The sequence below is a fragment of the Bacillus cereus group sp. BfR-BA-01330 genome (assembly GCF_022663885.1).
Taxonomy (GTDB): Bacteria; Bacillota; Bacilli; order Bacillales; family Bacillaceae_G; genus Bacillus_A; species Bacillus_A cereus.
The window spans coordinates 126225-147481 of record NZ_JAKUGK010000005.1; the positions used below are offsets into that span (position 1 = coordinate 126225).

Genomic DNA, 21257 nt, shown 5'->3' on the forward strand with positions numbered 1-21257 from the left:
GATGGATACTTTAATCTTTGAAGTTGGGACTGCGTTAGTATTAGTCGCTTTTGCAGCTATTCTCGCTGCAAAGTTAAAGTTCTCGATTATTCCGTTTCTCATTATACTCGGTATGCTAGTGGGGCCACATGCGCCAGATTTAGGGCTTATCGATTTAAGATTTATTGAAAGCGGAGAAGTTATTTCCTTCCTCGGCCGTGTTGGCGTTATATTCCTCTTATTCTATTTAGGCTTAGAATTCTCAATTAAAAAATTAATTAAATCAGGAAAATCAATTGCTTTTGGGGGAACTGTTCATATATCGCTTAATTTTATATTAGGTTTACTTTACGGATATATAATGGGTTTCCCCTTATTAGAAACATTAATTATTGCTGGGATTATAACAATTTCATCGAGTGCAATTGTTGCGAAAGTAATTGTTGATTTAAGAAGATCTGGTAATAAAGAGACGGAGCTAATTTTAGGAATCATTATGTTTGATGATATCTTTTTAGCCGTATATTTATCAGTCGTTTCAGGATTAGTACTCGGAGGGGCAACGTCACTTGTAGGGGCTCTTACATCTATTTTAATCGCAGTAGGGTATATGCTACTATTCTTTGTAGTTGCTAGAAAAGCTACACGATTTTTAAATAAAATGTTAGATATTTCGTCCAATGAAATTTTTATTATCGTAATATTCGCTATTTTGTTCTTTGTAGCAGGATTTTCAGAAACGATTCATGTCGCGGAGGCGATTGGAGCATTATTATTGGGGCTCGTCTTTTCTGAAACAGAGCATAGTGATCGAATTGAACAGCTCGTTGTTCCGTTTCGTGATTTCTTTGGAGCTATATTCTTTTTCAGCTTCGGTTTAAGTATAGACCCATTTTCACTTGGAGGAGCAGTGTGGTTGGCATTAGGAGCAGTTTTCATTACTCTTATCGGTAATTTTACTGCTGGAATGGTTGCGGGGCGTAAAGCTGGGTTATCGCATAAGGCTTCTACGAATATCGGTTTAACACTTGTATCACGCGGAGAATTTTCCATTATCGTCGCGAATATTGGAATTGCGGGCGGCTTAATGGCAACTATTAAACCATTCTCAGCTTTGTATGTTTTAATATTGGCATCGTTAGGACCTTTGTTAACGAAAGAATCTGGGAGAATATATTTCTTATTAGATAAAATATTTAAATGGAGCGCTAAAGAAAGTGCGAAGCGAGAAAAGGAAGTTGGATAGTATAAAGAGGCTGCATGAAGTTCATGCAGCCTCTTTATACATTGTTACTGTTGTCATTTTTTGTCGGTAAGTCGATATATTTTAATAATCGCTGATATAATCCAAGAAGCAATCATTATAATTTCATTAACCGTCGAACCATTATCTGAATTTCATCAACTATTAATCAGTTGCCTTCCTATTTAAAAACGACTACAATTTTACTGTTATATATATGAACGAAAAAAATAGAATAGGAGGGGAAACTATGCCAAGGAAAGTATGGCTATTAGTAGCTGGGATGATTATTAATGTCACGGGTGCTTCTTTTTTATGGCCTTTTAATACAATTTATTTGCATGATCACCTAGGAAAATCTTTATCTGTGGCCGGAATGGTATTAATGATCAATTCGCTTACTGGTGTAATCGGAAACTTGCTCGGCGGTGTTTTATTTGATAAATGGGGCGGTTATAAATCAACTTTAGTAGGGATCGTGATTACACTTGTATCGATTTTAGGTCTTGTGTTCTTCCACGGTTGGCCGTTATATGTTGTGTGGCTAGCGTTAATCGGCTTCGGTTCTGGAATGGTCTTCCCATCGATGTATGCGATGGTTGGTACGGTTTGGCCAGAAGGCGGAAGACGGGCATTTAATGCGATGTACGTTGGACAAAATGTTGGTATTGCAATCGGAACGGCATGTGGTGGATTAGTTGCATCGTATCGTTTTGATTATATTTTCTTAGCGAATTTTATTTTATACTTTGTTTTCTTTTTAATTGCTTTTATTGGATTCCGCGGTATGGAAGACAAGAAAGAGCCAGGAGTGCAAAAAGAAGTCGAAACGAAAAAAGGGTGGTCACTTACACCTGGATTTAAAGCACTTCTTATCGTGTGTGTAGCATATGCTTTATGCTGGGTTACATACGTACAGTGGCAAGGAGCGATTGCAACACATATGCAAGAATTGAATATTAGCCTTCGTCACTATAGTTTACTATGGACGATAAACGGAGCGATGATTGTTTGTGCGCAACCACTTGTTAGTATGCTAATTCGTTGGATGAAGCGTTCTTTAAAACAACAAATTATGATTGGAATCTTCATTTTTGCGGCGTCATTCATTGTGTTAAGTCAAGCGCAGCAATTTACGATGTTCCTCGTTGCGATGGTAACATTAACAATTGGTGAGTTATTTGTATGGCCTGCGGTTCCAACGATTGCAAATATACTTGCACCAAAAGATAAATTAGGATTTTATCAAGGTGTCGTAAATAGTGCGGCGACTGTAGGAAAAATGTTCGGACCGGTCGTTGGCGGAGCAATTGTGGATTTATACAATATGGAAGTATTGTTTATAGCAATCATGGTAATGCTTGTAGTAGCGCTTATAGCAACGAGCATTTATGATAAACGAGTAAAAGTAGAAGAAACAGTTGAAGAAAAAATTGCAGTTTAGTTTGACGGAACATGTAACATGTTTTAGAATATATTTAAATAAAACAACCTTTAGAACAAGGGAGATAGCTCGGCTGTCTTAAGATGAATTCGTTAGTTATTAAGAGTAACGATTAACCGAGAAGTCCTCGCTTTAAGTAAGCTCTTAAGAGATACTAGGTGAAGGATAGTTCACTTAACTTATATGTGTAATAACAGTGAGAAGGAGTAGTAGTAATAGAAGCTGGTTTAGAGAGTTGACGGTCGGTGCAAGTCAATCCACGTTTCGTTATGAACTCGCCTTTGAGTTGCAGTTGTGAAACTAATAGTAGCAATTGCCGTTAATCCACGTTACGGATCTAAGCGAATGTATATTTGTACATTAATTTAGGGTGGTACCGCGGGAATCTATAACCTCTCGTCCCTTTCTAGGGATGAGAGGTTTTTTGTATTTTGGGCGGTGAAAATAAATAGAATTTCAAGGAGGGTATCTCATGAGCTTTAATCATCAAGAAATTGAGAAGAAGTGGCAAGGGTACTGGGAAGAGAATAAAACATTCCGTACGCCAGATGAGACAGAAAAACCAAAATTTTATGCACTAGATATGTTCCCATATCCATCAGGTGCAGGCTTACACGTAGGACATCCAGAAGGTTATACAGCGACAGATATTTTATCTCGTATGAAGCGTATGCAAGGATATAACGTTCTTCATCCAATGGGATGGGATGCATTTGGTCTTCCAGCAGAGCAATATGCACTTGATACTGGAAACAGCCCAGCTGAATTTACAGAGCATAATATTAATACGTTCCGTAACCAAATTAAATCATTAGGTTTCTCTTACGATTGGGACCGTGAAGTAAATACAACAGATCCAAACTACTATAAGTGGACGCAATGGATCTTCCTAAAACTATTTGAAAAAGGCTTAGCTTACGTTGATGAAGTACCTGTAAACTGGTGCCCAGCACTTGGTACAGTACTTGCAAACGAAGAAATCATTGACGGTAAGAGTGAGCGTGGTGGACATCCAGTTGAGCGTCGTCCGATGAGACAGTGGATGTTAAAAATTACAGCTTACGGAGATCGTCTATTAGAAGATCTAGATGAGCTTGATTGGCCTGAAAGCTTAAAAGATATGCAACGTAACTGGATCGGTCGTTCTGAAGGTGCAGAAGTACACTTCAACATCGATGGTACAGACGAGAAATTCACAGTTTTCACAACGCGCCCTGATACATTATTTGGTGCAACATACTGTGTACTAGCTCCAGAACATGCACTTGTTGCAGAAATTACAACAGCAGAACAAAAAGAAGCGGTAGAAGCTTACATTAATGCTGTAAAAATGAAGAGTGACCTAGAGCGTACAGAACTTGCGAAAGAGAAAACTGGTGTATTCACTGGTGCTTACGCAGTTAACCCAGTAAACGGTGAGAAATTACCAATCTGGATCGCTGACTATGTTCTTGCAACTTACGGAACAGGTGCTGTAATGGCAGTTCCAGCTCACGATGAGCGTGACTATGAATTCGCATCAGTATTTAATCTTCCAATGAAGGAAGTTGTAAAAGGCGGAGATATTACGAAAGAAGTGTACACAGGTGATGGGGCACACGTAAACTCAGCATTCCTTGATGGATTAAATAAAGAAGAAGCAATCGCAAAAATGATTGAATGGCTTGAAGCAACGAGCGCAGGAAATCAAAAAGTAACGTACCGTCTACGTGACTGGTTATTCAGCCGTCAACGTTACTGGGGTGAACCAATTCCAGTAATTCACTGGGAAGATGGTACAATGACAGCTGTGAAAGAAGAGGAATTACCATTAGTTCTTCCGAAAACAGAAAACATCCGTCCTTCAGGTACAGGTGAATCACCACTTGCTAACATTGACGAGTGGGTAAATGTTGTTGATCCTGAGACTGGTAAAAAAGGTCGTCGTGAAACGAACACAATGCCGCAATGGGCTGGTAGCTGCTGGTACTACCTACGTTACATCGATCCAAACAATAGCGAAGCACTTGTAGATCCTGAAAAAGTAAAACAATGGCTTCCAGTTGATATTTATATCGGTGGTGCAGAACATGCCGTACTTCACTTACTATATGCTCGTTTCTGGCATAAAGTATTATACGATATCGGTGTAGTTCCAACGAAAGAGCCATTCCAACAATTATTCAACCAAGGTATGATTCTAGGTGAAAACAACGAGAAAATGAGTAAATCAAAAGGTAACGTTGTAAATCCTGATGATATCGTAGCAAGCCACGGTGCAGATACACTTCGTCTATACGAAATGTTCATGGGACCATTAGATGCTTCAATTGCTTGGTCTGAAAATGGTCTTGACGGAGCTCGTCGTTTCCTAGACCGCGTATGGCGTCTATTCGTTCAAGATAACGGTGAATTAAGTGAGAAAATTACTGACGCACCAAATAAAGAGCTTGAAAAAGCTTACCATCAAACAGTGAAGAAAGTAACAGAAGACTATGCAGAGCTTCGCTTCAACACAGCGATTTCTCAAATGATGGTATTCATCAACGATGCATACAAAGCTGAAACACTTCCAAGAGAATATGTAGAAGGTTTCGTAAAAATGATTGCACCAGTTGCACCTCATATCGGGGAAGAGCTATGGAGCAAACTTGGATACAATGAAACAATCACATATGCAAGCTGGCCAACATTTGATGAGTCTAAACTTGTAGAAGATGAAGTTGAAATTGTTGTTCAAGTTATGGGTAAAGTTCGCGCAAAACTAACAATGAGTAAAGACGCATCAAAAGAAGAAATGGAACAACTTGCACTTGAAGCAATTCAAGACCAAATTGAAGGGAAAACAGTTCGTAAAGTAATTGTTGTTCCTGGAAAACTTGTTAATGTTGTTGCAAATTAATTTATTCTAAATAAAAGCTCAGAGTATGTATACTCTGAGCTTTTTTGTGTAGAAAATAATCTCTGGATCACCCTAGTCTAAGTTTTCAATTATTCCAATACGTACAAATAAAAGAGCGGAATTCCAATACAGACAAACACCTATTTTTCTATAGGAAATATGATAAAAAAGGTAGGCTAAATTGAGTAGAAGAGGTGAAAGGAATGAAAGGGATGGACAATAATGCACCACATGGCTTTTTCGGAGGTGGATCGGATAGTTATGAACAAATGATGTTAATGGGAGGCGGACAACAAGGATATGGCGGAATTCCGAGCTGGATGGGTGGAACACCTGGAGGATTTTCCACATCAGTAGCTGGAGCACAAACAGGAATCCCAACATTAACAGGAGGATTTCCATCATCAGTAGCTGGAGTGCAAACAGGAATCCCAACATTTGTAGGCGGAGCAGCCGGAGGAGTACCAGTAGGCGTACCAACTACATTCCCATCTTTCGTTGGAGGAGTACAAACAGGATTTCCGGTACCGGGAGTAGGTGTTGTGGCAGGCGGAGTAGGTGGTTATCCACAAGGTTTTTACGGTCACCATGGCCACCACGACGGTCATCATGGACACCATCATCAAGGTCACCATGGCCATCATGGACATCATCACCACCAAGGTCACCATGGCCATCATGGACACCATCACCACCAAGGTCACCATGGCCATCATGGACATCATCAACAACAAGTACATCACCACGGCCACCATCATATACATCCGCAGGCTGTTCTTTATCAAACTCACCAAGGCCAACATGGTCACCATGGACATCACCACCAAGGCCACCATCATGGACACCAAGGTCACCACCATCACCAAGGTCATCAAGGCCAACACGGTCATCATGGGCACCAAGGCCACCATCATGGACACCAAGGTCAACAGCACCAACAGCACCAACAGCACCAACAATATCAGCAATATCAACAACAACAATCTTCTCCTTGGACAGGTGGAATTGGAGCAGGAGGAGCAGGGGCAGCAGGAGCAGCTAGTATTAGTGGAGCAGCAGGACACGCAGGGCACGTGGGTCATTAATGATTGGCAGAAAAAAAGCCATAATAAAAAACTGCTAGGAAATCCTAGCAGTTTTTTTCAGCTTCTTGACGCTGACGTTCAATTTCAGCACGAAGTTGTGGTTCTGGTGCTTGCCAGCCTTCAGGTTTTAGAATTTTACCGTCACCTTCGCGGAATCGAGGTTTCCCGTCAGGGAATAGTTTTGCCATGTTTGCGTTATTTACAATTTCGAATCCTTTATCAGGACGTACGCCCATTTCGGCAAACGTGCCGAATGCAAAGTAAATAAGGTCAATCAGTGCATCATATTGATCTTCAACAGTCGTTGCTTCTAGAAATTCTTCTAGCTCTTCTTGCATAAAACTCGCACGGATTTTTGCACGTTCTTCTGTTAATTTTGTTGGAGTATTTGTCACAGGATGTCCGAATACTTCATGCATTTTCGCAACAAGTTCGTATCCTTTATCTAAACCTTTTTCGTTTGTCATGTTGTTTCATCCTTTCTTACGTTATGCCGAAGTTTATTGTAACATAAGGTGATTATGAAATGAAAAGAACATCTTATCGAAATAAGATGTTCGCTCGTTATTCTTCTTTTTTTATTAAAAGCGATGAAATAAGATCGATGCCAAAAATACCGACGAGTAACATTGGTATAACGACAAGTAAGTAACGTGTGAAGGAAACATTTTTTAAGTATGTATGAGCAAATAAAAAGACGCCGAGAAATAAAATACCATTTAAAATAGGCTTTACTAATTTTTTAGACATAAGCTCCCCCATAAATATCTTCTCTCTCTATTTGATAATAAAAAACTCCTCTCTCCGTTGTATCATGCTGGAGAGAGGAGTTCAATCATTTCTCATTCAATAACACCAGAATTTGTAATATTTACGGTGTATTTTATATGAACCGGAACATCTTTATACATTTGTCTCCATTCTTCTAATTTGAATGGGCGATAATGTTGTTTATACTTTGCACCTAGCCCGAGAGGATCGACGCCTAAAGATTTAAATTGCTTAATTAACTTAGCAGCTTGTTTATCTAATTGTTTTTGGACATCTTTTTCAATGTTTTTTGTGTTCTTGTTATTTTCTAAGTTAATTTGTTTTGATAGTTCTTGAATACGTGCATCAAGACGAACGTGAATGAAAAAAGAAGGCTTTCCGTTTTTAATTTTTATATCGTAAGTTGGAACAGAACGAATATTATTAATCATTACGTACGCAGAATCTGTTTTAAATTCATGTGAATCTAATTTATGTTTCTCTAATAGTCCTTTAAATATGAACATATCTTTTTCCGCAATTTTACCGATATATTTATCTTTTTTAAAAAGGCCAATTCCGGTAATTTTTATTTTATCACCATGCTTCTTTAGAATGGGAATATAGTAGTCTTTTCCTTCTTGATAATAGCGAAATGCTCCTATATGTAGATTATCCGCTGGTAAAGGTCCGGTCTCCATGTTATGTTCTAGCAATTTTTTTATATAAATTGCAACGTTGTATGAAGTCGAATATTTGCCCTTTAAAAGTTCAGTACCATTCCCATCTAATAAAGCAGCATATAAAGCGTTCCCTATATTCACATCTCGAAGTAATGTATCGAATGAAGTAGACATTCCTGTTTTGGCAAGCCTTATTGTATATAGAGCGACACGCATTTGTCCGCTAGCAAATGGTTGAGAAGACTCTAAAGATGTGTCTGCTTTTACTTGTTTTACTGCATTTGCACTGCCTTCAAAAACTTGAACTTTATTTCCTTTTTTCTGAATGGGACAAACGAATGTCACTTTTACTTTATTATCTTTTGCGACATCAAAAACGCTTCCTTGAATAAGTTGTACATCATCGATAATATTTTTTTGTAAACATCCAATTAGACTGAAGAATGTTATACAAGAAATAAGTATTAATTTGCTTGTGCTTTTGATTTTTTCCATTTTCTTTTCACCCACACAATAATAAATAGGATTGGGATGTATACATAAATGAGCCAAAAACTAACTTTTGATACATTACTAATAAAGTTATTAATATCGTGTCTGTTGGTTAAAAGTTGCGAAACAATGAGAGTGATAAAGATAAAAGCAATTAAAATACCCCTTTGTTTTACACGGAATATTTCATGTGTTCCTCTCATTGACGCCCATAAAGGGAGGATGAAACTTGAAATAATAACGAGTGCATAGCCTGAAATTGCAATATATTCGAGTCTTTCTATAAATGGTAATTGAATGACTTGGGTCATAGAAAGTTGGGCCCATATCGTTTTTAACAATTGTTTTTCACTAAAAAATGCAAAGGCTAAAAGGGTGCTAAATAAATATAGAAGATTTGAAAATAGTGCTCCAAACTGAGCGTATTTATGAGATTGCATAGGCTTTTTCACAAATGGATACACCATGAGGTAAATTTCAAAACCGGTCATACTGTAGATTGACAGTTGAGCGGATTTTAAAATGTCTGAAAAAGAATGTGTGAATATAGGTAGTAAATTATCCCAATGTGAATATTTCAAAACGAATAAGCTTAGAAATAAGTATCCTAATGTACCACCAACAGAGATGACGCAAATACCGGTAATTACACGAAATCCAGAAGAGATAATGTAATAGCTAACTAAGCATAAAAAGAGTGTTAACATAAAGGTGGAAGCGGTAGGAAACATCCATACTTGAATAATTTCAACATATGTTCGGATGACCGAAATACTAACGATTAAAAAATAAGCCATAAAGATGATGCTAATGCCATTTCCTAGCCATTTTCCAAATGTTTGCCGATGTAAATCAACTAAATTCCCATTTGTTTCTTTTAATAAGACATACATCATCCATATAAGAATATGGATGAAAATTCCTGTGATTATAACTCCCATCCATCCGTCGTATCCAGCGGCCTTTGCGATGATTCGAGCGAATCCGAGAACTCCAGCACCAAACTGTGCACCGTGAATTAAGAAGAAAACAAAGATAGGAGATATTTGATATTTTTCTTGAACTTTACTCATCAATGCACCTCATTTCTCAATCATCAAAATCTGATCTATGTTTTGTTGAAATTCCTTTCGCTGCTTTTTTTACATGTTGTGGTCTTGCTTGCACATCTCTCGTATCAATCATTGTTAATGGAAAACGAATCCAAGAATCTTTAACTGATTGTTGCCTTGTCGGATAAAACAAAGCGTACGGCTTACGTAAGGAAGTAAGTCTAAAGAGATGAGTAAATAAAAAGATAAATCCAAGAGAAATTCCGAGCAATCCGCCTATTTCTGCAAACATAAGAAAAGGAAAGCGTAGTAATCGAACAGCGTTTCCCATTTTATAAATAGGTGTAATAAAGGAAGCGAGTGCTGATAGTGCAACGATAATTAATAAAATGTTACTCGTTAAACCTGCTTGTACAGATGCTTGTCCGATTACGATACCCCCTACAATACCGAGCGTTTGACCAACTTTCATCGGTAACCTCGCGCCAGCTTCTCTCAGTAAGTCGATTGCAAGTTCTAAAAAGAGCGCTTCAATTAAAGGTGGGAATGGTACTTGTGCCCTTGATAAAATTAAAGTTTCAAGTAAATCACTTGGAATAAGTTCATAATGATAATTTAAAACTGCAACGTATAACGGTGTAGCGCAAATTGAAAATAGAACGGCAATTAATCTTAAAATCCTTGAAAATGTAGCGTACATCCAGGAGACGTTATAGTCTTCTGGTGAAATGAAAAAATCGAAATAGGATACAGGTGTTAGTAAAACACTTGGAGAACCATCAACGAAAATAGCGATTTTTCCATCAATTAGTGCTTTTGTAACTCTATCAGTGCGTTCTGTATTGATATAGAGAGGGAAAATCGATTTTTCACCCATCAATTCTTGTATATAAGCACTATCATTAATTTGATCATATTCAAGAGCGCGTAATGATTCCTCGAGAAAATCTACATTATCTTTTTCAGCGAGGTTGTCTAAATACATCATGACAACTTTTGTTTTGGAAAACTCGCCAATAATCATTTCTTTTGTTTGTAAATCTAAAACAGGAAGACGCTTTCGAACTAAATTAATGTTTGTATCAATATCCTCTACAAAACCTTCTTGCGGACCAATAACAGTTGATTCGTTTAAAGGAGGGGTTGGTGCACGATAATTATCAATTGCAATGTTTGCTAGCATACATTTTTGATCTTGCTGATTCAATTGAATAATCGCATGCCCCTTTAAAACCATATCCTCAATTTTTTGTAAGTCGTTCGTAATTGTAATGCCGCTCATTGGAATATGTTCTTTCAGCTCTTCTAGTGAAGCATTAGGTCGTTCCAAAAGAGTAGGCATTAAATATTTTTGTAATTTCTCTCCATCAAGCGAAGGACGATAGTAAGAAATCCAATAAGGCATCGTTTCATCGTCGGATGTATGATAATTCACAAAATCACTAGACCTTTTCAGCTTCTCTATTAAATTTTGTAAAGAATGGATACGGTCTTTTTCTGGTTTCGTAAAATCATAAATACTATTACCTTTAGAGTTTTGCTGCTGCTGTCCTTGAGAAGATTCGTCTTGTTTAGCATTTTGTTGTTGATCCTGCTCGGAGCTGTTTTGCTTAGAATGTTGCTGTTGCCCTTGCCCTTGCTCCGAGTTGTCTTGCTTAGAATGTTGCTGTTGTTCTTGAGAAGGTTCGTCTGGTGTAGCACTTTGCTGCTTATCCTGAGAAGAATCCTCTTGTGTAGCGTTTTGTTGCTTATCCTGAGAAGAATCCTCTTGTTTAGCACTTTGTTGCTTATCCTGAGAAGAATCCTCTGGTTTATCGCTTTGTTGCGTATCCTGAGAGGAATCCTCTTGTTTATCGCTTTGTTGTTTATTCTGAGAGGGATCCTCTTGTTTATCGTTTTGTTGCTTACCTTGAGAGGAATCCTCTTGTTTATCGCTTTGTTGTTTATCTTGAGACGAGTCCTCCTGTTTAGCACTTTGTTGCGTATCCTGAGAAGAATCTTTTTGTTCGTGATTTTTACCTTTATTATGTTTCATACTTCTAGTCTGTTCTTTGTTATCATCCTCTTCATTGTTAGAATGCTGCTCCTGATTATCTGTTTCGTTTGCTTCTGGTTTATTTGATTTTTTTTTCTTACGTAACCAATTCCAAATCATGTGTATACCCTCTTTAATCTTGTAATATAGTGCTATTTTGTGGCTAATTTTGTATATTATTCATTTATTTATGAAAAGAAGAAGGAGATTAGTTTGCATGGAAAAAAATCTTTAGTAAGCAGTTCATACTATAACGGGAAGAGGGAGAATCTGTGCAAATTGTAAAAAAGGAGAAGTTTGTTTTAAAAGGGTTTACGTTTGAAAATGGCAGGGAAATTCCTGTTCAAATGGGATACGAGACATATGGTACGGTAAATAGAGAAAGGTCAAATGTGATTTTGGTTTGTCATTATTTTAGTGCAACAAGTCATGCGGCAGGAAAATATACAGTGCATGATGAGGAGTCTGGTTGGTGGGATGGGCTCATTGGACCTGGAAAAGCAATTGATACAAATAAGTATTTTGTTATATGTACAGATAATCTTTGTAATGTGCAGGTGAGAAATCCATATGTGATTACAACAGGACCGAAATCGATTAATCCAGAAACTGGAGAAGAATATGCTATGGATTTTCCGGTTTTTACATTTCTTGATATAGCTCGTATGCAATATGAGTTAATAAAAGGTATGGGAATTTCAAGATTACACGCTGTAATTGGACCGTCGGCAGGGGGAATGATTGCACAACAATGGGCGGTTCACTATCCACATATGGTAGAGCGGATGATTGGCGTTATTACGAACCCACAAAATCCAATTATTACGTCAGTAAACGTAGCGCAAAATGCGATTGAAGCAATTCAACTGGATCCAAGTTGGAAAGGTGGAAAATATGGAGAAGAGCAGCCGATAAAGGGGCTTCATTTAGCAAATAGAATGATGTTTATGAACGCGTTTGATGAGCATTTTTATGAAATGGCATTTCCTCGTAATAGTATAGAGATAAAACCTTATGAAAAGTTTTCTACACTAACATCATTTGAAAAAGAGATAAATAAAGCGACATATAGAAGTATAGAGTTAGTAGATGCAAATTCATGGATGTATACTGCAAAGGCAGTTTTATTGCATGATATTACACATGGTTTTTCTTCATTAGAAGAATCTCTTTCTAACATAGAAGCGAATGTACTTATGATTCCATGTAAACAAGATTTGCTTCAGCCGTCTCGTTACAACTATAAAATGGTAGATATTTTGCAAAAACAAGGGAAGTATGCGGAAGTGTATGAGATAGAAAGTATAAATGGGCATATGGCGGGAGCATTTGATATTCATTTATTTGAAAAGAAAGTTTATGAATTTTTAAATCGGAAAGTATCTAGTTTTGTTTAGAAGACAAATGATGGGGAAAAGGTGCAATGTTTGTAGTAGGCACCTTTTTTTACATGATTTGTAGACGGAAAATATATGTGGCAATTGCTATACCGAAGAATGCGATACTAAGCAATAGAAATAAGAATGACATTTCTTGGGGTGATTTTATTTTTTTAGTATTTTTCATACTAAGAGTAATAATTGCAGCGATTAAGAAAATGATGCCCATTATGAAAAGGGAAAGTGTCATTTTCATTGGCTCCTTTCATAAGACAAGTATATTGAGGATACAATGCAAGAGTTATGTTTGTAAAGAATAAGTTTTGCGAGAAAATTGAGAAATAGTTTTTCGATTCTTTGCGTTCTTTCTTTTGCGTGCTAAAATTGGTAGAGAATGTTTGTGAAAAAGAAACTAAAGGTTTTATTGTATATAAGGAGGAACTACATATGACAGAAGTTAAAACAATTACTACAGAAGAGGTACAAGAGCGTTTAGAAAATGGAGAAACGTTATTTTTAGTAGACGTAAGAGAAGATGAAGAAGTAGCGGCAGGAAAGATTCCAGAAGCTGTACATATTAAAATGGGCGATATCCCACATAAAGTAGATTTCTTTAATAAAGAGAATGAATATATCTTTATTTGTCGTTCAGGAATGCGCAGTGAAAATGTATGTCATTATTTAAATGAGCAAGGATTTAAAACAGTGAATATGGTTGGCGGTATGCTTCAATATGAAGGTGAAACGAAATAGTTAATAGTTAAAAACTTGAAACGAGTCTGTTTCAAGTTTTTTTCTTTTGCATACAGTATAAAAAGGAGGAGGGGTAAATGGGGATTAATTTGCGTAAAGTAAAAATTATTAATAATACAGGAGCTGTTAATGTCGGCGACTGTTATGATATCTCGCCTTTAGCTGTAGCAAAAGTATATGCAGGTGCTGGAGGGTCGAGTGCGGCTATTTTTTTAAATGGGAAAAGACAGCCAGAAGCAGTCATTAGAACATCAGTGTTTCTTCCGCCGTTAGCAACAAGTACACGTACATTAGGTTCATAGAGGAAAGGTAGAGTGTAATTATGCCTGCTCATATAAAAGAATTTGTTATTGTGAATAACACTGGGAATATATTTACCGGTGATAATTTGAGTGATACTTCATTTACTGCTTCGAAATCATATAGTGGTTCAATGGGGTGCACTTGGATTGATGTTGTTACAGTAATAGGGACGGAGACGAAGCTTTGTTTACAGCCGGGTGATTCGGTGACGACAACATATACAAGAGGCACTCCTGCTGGTACTGTAACAGGAACAAATATGGGGCAAAGTGTAAATACATCGGGTATAGCACAAGCTGTCCCTAATACAGATAATATGGATTCAATTGCAGGACTCCCTTAAGGAATTAAGGGAGTTTTTATTATTTAAAATAAAAATAGTCTTGGAAATTATTTTTGTAAATAGATTAAGAAGAGGCTTATTTATTATGAAAAAGACGGTTTGTAGGTGGTGAAAGTGTGAAGAATCGTGATAATAATCGGAAGCAAAATTCGTTAAGCTCTAATTTTAGAATTCCACCAGAACTTATTGGGCCTACTTTCCCCCCTGTTCCAACTGGATTTACAGGTATAGGGATTACTGGTCCAACCGGTCCACAAGGCCCAACAGGACCTCAAGGACCAAGAGGATTACAAGGTCCGATGGGGGAGATGGGCCCGACAGGACCTCAAGGTGTGCAAGGGATACAAGGATCAGTTGGTCCAATAGGTGCAACTGGACCAGAAGGACAGCAGGGGCCACAAGGACTGAGAGGACCACAAGGAGAAACTGGAACGACAGGACCTCAAGGTGTGCAAGGGTTACAAGGTCCGATTGGTCCAACGGGAGCGACTGGGGCACAAGGTATACAAGGGATACAGGGATTACAGGGGCCAATTGGAGCGACGGGACCTGAGGGATCTCAAGGAATTCAAGGCGTCCAAGGGTTACCGGGTGCAACTGGTCCACAAGGAATACAAGGAGCACAAGGGATACAAGGAACACCAGGACCGAGTGGAAATACAGGTGCAACCGGAGCGACTGGAGCAACTGGTCAGGGGATAACAGGCCCGACTGGAATAACAGGTCCAACTGGAATAACTGGACCATCTGGAGGACCTCCTGGTCCGACGGGGCCGACTGGTGCGACAGGTCCGGGTGGCGGACCGAGTGGAAGTACAGGTGCGACTGGAGCAACGGGGAATACTGGGGCTACAGGAAGTACAGGGGTAACAGGAGCAACGGGAAGTACAGGTCCGACTGGAAGTACGGGAGCACAGGGCTTGCAAGGAATCCAAGGGATTCAAGGACTAATTGGGCCAACAGGTCCAGAAGGTTCGCAGGGTATTCAAGGTATTCCGGGTCCGACGGGAGTAACTGGTGAACAAGGAATACAAGGAGTTCAAGGTATTCAAGGGGCAACGGGAGCCACAGGAGATCAAGGTCCACAAGGTATACAGGGGGTTATAGGGCCACAAGGGGTAACAGGGGCCACAGGAGATCAAGGTCCACAAGGTATACAAGGAGTACCAGGGCCATCAGGAGCAACAGGGCCACAGGGAGTTCAAGGGATACAAGGTCCGATGGGTGATATAGGACCAACAGGTCCAGAAGGCCCAGAGGGACTGCAGGGCCCGCAAGGAATACAAGGTGTGCCAGGGCCAGTTGGAGCGACGGGTCCAGAGGGTCCCCAGGGGATACAAGGCATTCAAGGACCGGTAGGAGCAACAGGCCCACAAGGCCCACAAGGAATTCAGGGAATACAAGGTGTGCAAGGGATAACGGGAGCAACAGGAGTACAAGGAGCAACTGGAATTCAAGGGATACAAGGGGAAATAGGAGCAACGGGTCCAGAGGGGCCACAAGGAGTGCAAGGTGCTCAAGGGGCGATTGGTCCAACCGGTCCGATGGGGCCACAAGGAGTGCAAGGAGTACAAGGAATTCAAGGAGCGACGGGTGCACAAGGAGTGCAAGGTCCACAAGGAATTCAAGGAATCCAAGGTCCGACGGGGGCAACAGGAGATATGGGAGCAACTGGGGCGACAGGGGAAGGCACTACAGGCCCAACAGGAGTAACTGGTCCAACAGGGGTAACAGGCCCGTCTGGAGGACCAGCAGGACCGACCGGCCCAACGGGGCCATCAGGTCCGGCGGGAGTAACTGGTCCATCTGGTGGACCACCTGGCCCGACAGGAGCAACCGGGGCGACAGGAGTAACAGGAGATACTGGGGCGACAGGCTCAACTGGAGTGACAGGAGCGACAGGAGAAACGGGAGCAACCGGAGTGACGGGTTTACAGGGTCCGCAAGGAATCCAAGGTGTGCAGGGAGAGATAGGTCCAACAGGGCCACAAGGTGTTCAAGGTCCCCAAGGAATTCAAGGAGTAACGGGGGCCACAGGAGATCAAGGTCCGCAAGGGATTCAAGGCCCACAAGGCGACATAGGTCCAACTGGCCCACAAGGAATTCAAGGCCCACAAGGTTCTCAAGGAATCCAAGGAGCGACAGGGGGAACAGGAGCACAAGGCCCACAGGGAATCCAAGGTCCGCAAGGTGACATAGGTCCGACTGGGTCACAAGGTCCAACTGGAATCCAAGGGATACAAGGAGAGATAGGTCCAACCGGCCCAGAAGGCCCAGAGGGACTGCAGGGCCCGCAAGGAATACAAGGTGTTCAAGGGCCAGTTGGAGCAACGGGTCCAGAGGGTCCTCAGGGAATACAAGGCATTCAAGGAGTGCAAGGAGCAACCGGCCCACAAGGTCCACAAGGAATACAGGGAATACAAGGTGTGCAAGGGATAACGGGAGCAACTGGAGCACAAGGAGCAACTGGAATTCAAGGGATACAAGGGGAAATAGGAGCAACCGGTCCAGAGGGGCCCCAAGGAGTGCAAGGAATACAAGGGGCGATTGGTCCAACCGGTCCGATGGGCGCACAAGGAGTGCAAGGAATACAAGGGATTCAAGGAGCAACAGGTGCACAAGGAGTGCAAGGACCACAAGGAATTCAAGGAGTGCAAGGTCCGACGGGAGCAACAGGAGATACGGGGGCAACCGGAGCGACGGGAGAAGGAACTACCGGTCCAACAGGAGTAACCGGTCCAACAGGGGTGACTGGCCCGTCAGGAGGACCAGCAGGACCGACCGGTCCAACGGGGCCATCAGGTCCGGCAGGAGTGACAGGTCCATCAGGTGGACCACCTGGCCCGACAGGAGCAACAGGTGCGACAGGAGTAACAGGAGATACCGGGGCGACAGGCTCAACTGGAGTGACAGGAGCGACAGGAGCAACGGGAGCAACCGGAGTGACGGGTTTACAGGGCCCGCAAGGAATCCAAGGTGTTCAAGGAGAGATAGGTCCAACCGGTCCACAGGGTATTCAAGGTCCCCAAGGAATCCAAGGAGTAACGGGGGCAACCGGAGCACAAGGTCCCCAAGGAATTCAAGGCCCACAAGGCGACATAGGTCCAACCGGCCCCCAAGGAATTCAAGGTCCACAAGGTCCTCAAGGAATCCAAGGAGCGACAGGGGCAACCGGGGCACAAGGCCCACAGGGAATCCAAGGTCCGCAAGGTGATATAGGCCCGACCGGCCCACAAGGCCCCCAAGGAATTCAAGGCCCGCAAGGAATTCAAGGTCCGACGGGAGCAACAGGATCAACCGGAGCGACAGGCCCACAAGGGATTCAAGGCCCACAAGGAATCCAAGGCCCGCAAGGAATTCAAGGTCCAACGGGAGCAACAGGATCAACCGGAGCGACAGGGCCACAAGGAATTCAAGGGCCACAAGGAATCCAAGGCCCGCAAGGAATTCAAGGTCCAACGGGAGCAACAGGATCAACCGGAGCGACAGGGCCACAAGGAATTCAAGGCCCGCAAGGAATCCAAGGAGTAACGGGGGCAACAGGAGCAACCGGTTCACAAGGTCCAACTGGAGATACAGGTCCAACCGGAGCTGGAGCCACTGGAGCGACCGGGGCGACTGGAGTTAGTACAACTGCAACGTATGCATTTGCGAATAATACATCAGGAACCGCTATTTCCGTTTTATTAGGTGGTACGAATGTACCATTACCGAACAATCAAAATATTGGTCCAGGAATAACCGTTAGTGGTGGAAATACTGTATTTACAGTTGCGAATGCAGGAAATTATTATATAGCTTATACAATTAATTTAACGGCAGGATTAGTTGTAAGTTCTCGTATAACTGTAAATGGCAGTCCGCTTGCGGGAACGATAAACGCTCCGACAGTGGCTACTGGTTCATTTAGTGCAACAATAATCGCTAACTTGCCTGCTGGAGCTGCTGTTAGCTTACAGTTATTTGGAGTAGTTGCAGTAGCTACATTATCTACAGCAACGCCAGGGGCTACCCTAACTATTATTAGATTAAGTTAATAAGCAAAAAACCTTGAAACTTTTATGTTTCAAGGTTTTTTTATCTTTGTATTTGTAAGTAAACCTCGTTAACCAGGGGGGAGTGGATCCCCTCTAATTATTTAAAGTTTCACTTTATTCCCTTGAGCAAAAACATCGTAGTTCGAAAATATATTATAATAGAATGAAAAGAAAGAAATTTGGCAGAAAGGGAGGGTGGCGATGCAGGAGATGGTTAAAGATTTTTTTGGACGCCCACTTCAAGATTTACGTATATCTGTCATTGATCGTTGCAATTTTAGATGTACATATTGTATGCCAGCGGAAATATTTGGGCCAGATTATGCTTTTTTGAAAGATGAGTTTTTACTAACTTTTGATGAAATTGAGCGTTTGGCAAAATTATTTGTTAACATCGGTGTACGAAAAATTAGAATTACTGGTGGTGAGCCACTACTTCGTAAAGATTTAACAAAACTTATTGCACGTCTTGTGAAAATTGATGGGTTAATAGATATAGGGTTAACGACAAATGCTGTACATTTAACGAAACAAGCGAAGGCATTAAAAGAAGCTGGATTACATAGAGTGAATGTTAGTTTAGATGCGATAGATGATGACATATTTAAGAATATTAATGGTCGAAATATTAATACAAAACCGGTAATTAAGGGAATTATAGCAGCTAAAGAGGCGGGGCTGGAAGTAAAGGTAAATATGGTTGTAAAAAAAGGGATGAACGATCATCAAGTACTTCCGATGGCTGCGTATTTTAAAGAGCAAGGAATCACGCTTCGGTTTATTGAGTTTATGGATGTTGGTAGTACAAATGGGTGGAATTTTGATCAAGTCGTTACAAAACGAGAATTGATTGAGATGATTCATAAGATGTATCCACTTGAGCCAGCCGAAGCGCATTACTTTGGTGAAGTTGCGAAGCGATATCGGTACGTTGGAACAAATGTTGAAGTTGGTTTTATTACATCTGTTTCTGAGTCATTTTGTGTCTCTTGTACGAGGGCGAGAATTTCGGCAGATGGAAAGTTTTATACGTGCTTATTTGCGACAGAGGGTTTGGATGTAAGAGAACTTCTTAGAGGAAATCTTTCGGATGAGGAGTTATTAAGTGTTATACAAGATGTATGGATGAATAGAAAAGATAGGTATTCGGATGAACGAACAGAAGAAAGTGCAAAAAATCGTCCGAAAATCGAAATGTCTTATATAGGAGGATAAGAAAGGGGGCTATCGCATGCAGGAGCGATATTCAAGACAAATATTATTTTCTGGTGTTGGAGAAGATGGACAGAGAAAAATAAGAGAGAAGCATGTGCTTATTATTGGTGCTGGTGCTCTCGGTGCGGCAAATGCAGAAGCGATTGTTAGAGCGGGTGTTGGAAAAGTAACGATTGCTGATCGTGATTATGTAGAATGGAGTAATTTACAAAGACAACAACTATATACAGAAGAAGATGCAAAGCAGTATAAACCGAAGGCGGTAGCGGCAGCAGAGCATTTAAGAGCAATTAATTCTGAGGTGGAAATAACTCCTGTTGTGACGGATGTAACGGTGCAAGAAATGGAAGAATTAGTGAATGATGTAGATTTAATATTAGATGCGACAGATAATTTTGAAACGCGTCTTCTTATTAATGATATTTCACAAAAGTATAATATTCCGTGGATATATGGTGGGTGTGTCGGAAGCTACGGAGTAACGTATACAATTTTACCAGGGAAAACACCGTGTTTTCGCTGTTTAATGGAGCATCCAGCGAGCGGTGCAACATGTGACACAGCTGGTATTATACAACCGGCAGTACAATTAGTAGTTGCGCATCAAATTACGGAAGCGCTGAAAATATTAGTAGAAGACTTTGGTGCGCTTCGTGAAACGATGTTATCGTTTGATCTTTGGAATAATCAACAGATGGCATTTAAAGTGAATAGGCAGAAAAAAGATACTTGTTTATCTTGCGGAAGGTTACGTACATATCCGAGTTTAACATTTGAAGGACAAACGAAAACAGAAGTGTTATGTGGGCGGAATACAGTACAAATTCGCCCGGGTGTGCGGAAGAATTTTAATTTAGAAGAAATTAAAAAACGCTTACAAAGAAGCGTAGAGATAAAGGCGACACCTTATTTATTATCATTTCCGGTAGAAGAATATCGTTTTGTTTTATTTACAGATGGCAGGGCGTTCATTCATGGGACGAATGATATGAATGTAGCGAAAAGTTTATATGCAAGATATATAGGTTGAACCTAAAGGAAACCCTTTAGGCTCAACGGAGAGAGGATTATGAATTTCTCGTATAATCTCCACTTTTTCCACCTGTTTTTTCAAGTAAGTACGTTTCGCCGATAATCATACCTTTATCGACAGCTTTACACATATCATACACAGTAAGAGCGGTAGCGGAAGCAGCTGTTAAAGCTTCCATTTCAACACCGGTGCTACCTTCTGTTTTAACTTTTACTTCAATGAGTAAACGATATTGTTCTTCTGATTGTTTCCAATCGAAAGAAACGTCAACACCTTTTAATAATAAAGGATGGCACATTGGGATAATATCAGAAGTACGTTTCGCGGCCATAATGCCTGCGATTTGCGCAACTGCTAATACGTCACCTTTCCCAATTTCATTGTGAGAGATTTTATCGTAAATTTCTTTCGTAACGACAATGCTAGAGCACGCAATTGCTGTTCGAACGGTTGCTTTTTTGTCGCTTATATCAACCATTTTTGCGCGTCCTTGGTCATTGAAATGTGTAAATGAAGACATGGAATTCCTCCTTGAAGTAATTTCTATTGA

18 protein-coding genes and 1 other annotated feature are annotated in these 21257 nt (G+C 40.6%); of the genes, 11 read left to right on the forward strand and 7 right to left on the reverse strand.

Annotated features, from left to right (window positions below):
* Position 1: 1 nt before the first annotated feature.
* The 4 genes from MR112_RS15805 (at position 2) to MR112_RS15820 (ending at position 6632) form a co-directional block, all read left to right on the forward strand.
* Positions 2-1225: a cation:proton antiporter gene (locus MR112_RS15805; RefSeq protein WP_242245118.1), complete on the forward strand. Its 1224-nt coding sequence runs from the start codon at positions 2-4 to the stop codon at positions 1223-1225.
* A 247-nt stretch (positions 1226-1472) separates the two neighbouring features.
* Positions 1473-2666, forward strand: coding sequence for an MDR family MFS transporter (locus MR112_RS15810; RefSeq protein ID WP_001137561.1), 1194 nt, complete (start codon positions 1473-1475; stop codon positions 2664-2666).
* A 187-nt stretch (positions 2667-2853) separates the two neighbouring features.
* Positions 2854-3073 (forward strand) — a binding site (T-box leader).
* Positions 3074-3138: 65 nt separating this feature from the next.
* Positions 3139-5547 carry a leucine--tRNA ligase gene (gene leuS / locus MR112_RS15815; RefSeq protein ID WP_000009461.1) on the forward strand — a complete coding sequence of 803 codons (2409 nt, stop codon included), beginning with the start codon at positions 3139-3141 and terminating at the stop codon, positions 5545-5547.
* Positions 5548-5750: 203 nt separating this feature from the next.
* Positions 5751-6632 carry a hypothetical protein gene (locus MR112_RS15820; protein ID WP_242245119.1) on the forward strand — a complete coding sequence of 294 codons (882 nt, stop codon included), beginning with the start codon at positions 5751-5753 and terminating at the stop codon, positions 6630-6632.
* Between the two features lie 44 nt (positions 6633-6676).
* Here the strand turns inward: MR112_RS15820 and MR112_RS15825 are convergent, their stop codons facing one another.
* From MR112_RS15825 to MR112_RS15845, 5 genes are all read right to left on the reverse strand, one after another.
* Positions 6677-7099 carry a pyrophosphohydrolase domain-containing protein gene (locus MR112_RS15825; RefSeq protein WP_000180554.1) on the reverse strand — a complete coding sequence of 141 codons (423 nt, stop codon included), beginning with the start codon at positions 7097-7099 and terminating at the stop codon, positions 6677-6679.
* Between the two features lie 97 nt (positions 7100-7196).
* On the reverse strand, positions 7197-7382 hold the full coding sequence (locus tag MR112_RS15830) for a hypothetical protein (protein ID WP_000038781.1): 186 nt from the start codon (positions 7380-7382) through the stop codon (positions 7197-7199).
* A gap of 92 nt (positions 7383-7474) precedes the next feature.
* Complete coding sequence (gene gerHC, locus MR112_RS15835; protein ID WP_000411387.1) at positions 7475-8560, reverse strand: spore germination protein GerHC; 1086 nt, start codon at positions 8558-8560, stop codon at positions 7475-7477.
* Positions 8530-9630 carry a spore germination protein gene (locus MR112_RS15840; RefSeq protein ID WP_000049053.1) on the reverse strand — a complete coding sequence of 367 codons (1101 nt, stop codon included), beginning with the start codon at positions 9628-9630 and terminating at the stop codon, positions 8530-8532. Before MR112_RS15840 ends, gerHC begins: the two co-directional genes overlap by 31 nt.
* 16 nt (positions 9631-9646) lie before the next feature.
* Positions 9647-11764: a spore germination protein gene (locus MR112_RS15845; RefSeq protein WP_242245120.1), complete on the reverse strand. Its 2118-nt coding sequence runs from the start codon at positions 11762-11764 to the stop codon at positions 9647-9649.
* A 152-nt stretch (positions 11765-11916) separates the two neighbouring features.
* Between MR112_RS15845 and MR112_RS15850 the strand changes: the two genes are divergently transcribed.
* Positions 11917-13041, forward strand: a complete 1125-nt coding sequence (locus tag MR112_RS15850; RefSeq protein WP_078186257.1) for a homoserine O-acetyltransferase family protein — start codon at positions 11917-11919, stop codon at positions 13039-13041.
* Between the two features lie 49 nt (positions 13042-13090).
* Here the strand turns inward: MR112_RS15850 and MR112_RS15855 are convergent, their stop codons facing one another.
* Positions 13091-13273, reverse strand: a complete 183-nt coding sequence (locus MR112_RS15855) for a hypothetical protein (protein ID WP_000175905.1) — start codon at positions 13271-13273, stop codon at positions 13091-13093.
* 197 nt (positions 13274-13470) lie between these two features.
* Between MR112_RS15855 and MR112_RS15860 the strand changes: the two genes are divergently transcribed.
* The 6 genes from MR112_RS15860 to MR112_RS15885 all read left to right on the forward strand — a co-directional run bounded on the left by MR112_RS15860 (position 13471) and on the right by MR112_RS15885 (position 20704).
* Entirely contained in the window at positions 13471-13776 is a 306-nt protein-coding gene (locus MR112_RS15860; RefSeq protein WP_000141207.1) for a rhodanese-like domain-containing protein, read from the forward strand.
* Positions 13777-13853: 77 nt separating this feature from the next.
* The gene (locus MR112_RS15865) at positions 13854-14078 is read left to right on the forward strand and encodes a spore germination protein (protein ID WP_000512463.1); all 225 of its coding nucleotides are present in this window, start codon (positions 13854-13856) and stop codon (positions 14076-14078) included.
* A gap of 20 nt (positions 14079-14098) precedes the next feature.
* The gene (locus MR112_RS15870) at positions 14099-14422 is read left to right on the forward strand and encodes a hypothetical protein (RefSeq protein ID WP_001110855.1); all 324 of its coding nucleotides are present in this window, start codon (positions 14099-14101) and stop codon (positions 14420-14422) included.
* A gap of 170 nt (positions 14423-14592) precedes the next feature.
* On the forward strand, positions 14593-18459 hold the full coding sequence (locus tag MR112_RS15875; protein WP_472926400.1) for a BclA-related collagen-like exosporium protein: 3867 nt from the start codon (positions 14593-14595) through the stop codon (positions 18457-18459).
* Positions 18460-18660: 201 nt separating this feature from the next.
* Positions 18661-19674, forward strand: a complete 1014-nt coding sequence (gene moaA, locus MR112_RS15880) for a GTP 3',8-cyclase MoaA (protein WP_001157114.1) — start codon at positions 18661-18663, stop codon at positions 19672-19674.
* Between the two features lie 16 nt (positions 19675-19690).
* Positions 19691-20704, forward strand: coding sequence for a molybdopterin-synthase adenylyltransferase MoeB (locus tag MR112_RS15885; RefSeq protein ID WP_102955988.1), 1014 nt, complete (start codon positions 19691-19693; stop codon positions 20702-20704).
* 37 nt (positions 20705-20741) lie between these two features.
* Here MR112_RS15885 and moaC read toward each other — a convergent pair whose 3' ends face one another.
* Positions 20742-21227 (reverse strand): cyclic pyranopterin monophosphate synthase MoaC, encoded by a 486-nt coding sequence (moaC, locus tag MR112_RS15890; protein ID WP_000094146.1) that lies wholly within the window; start codon positions 21225-21227, stop codon positions 20742-20744.
* Positions 21228-21257: the final 30 nt, after the last annotated feature.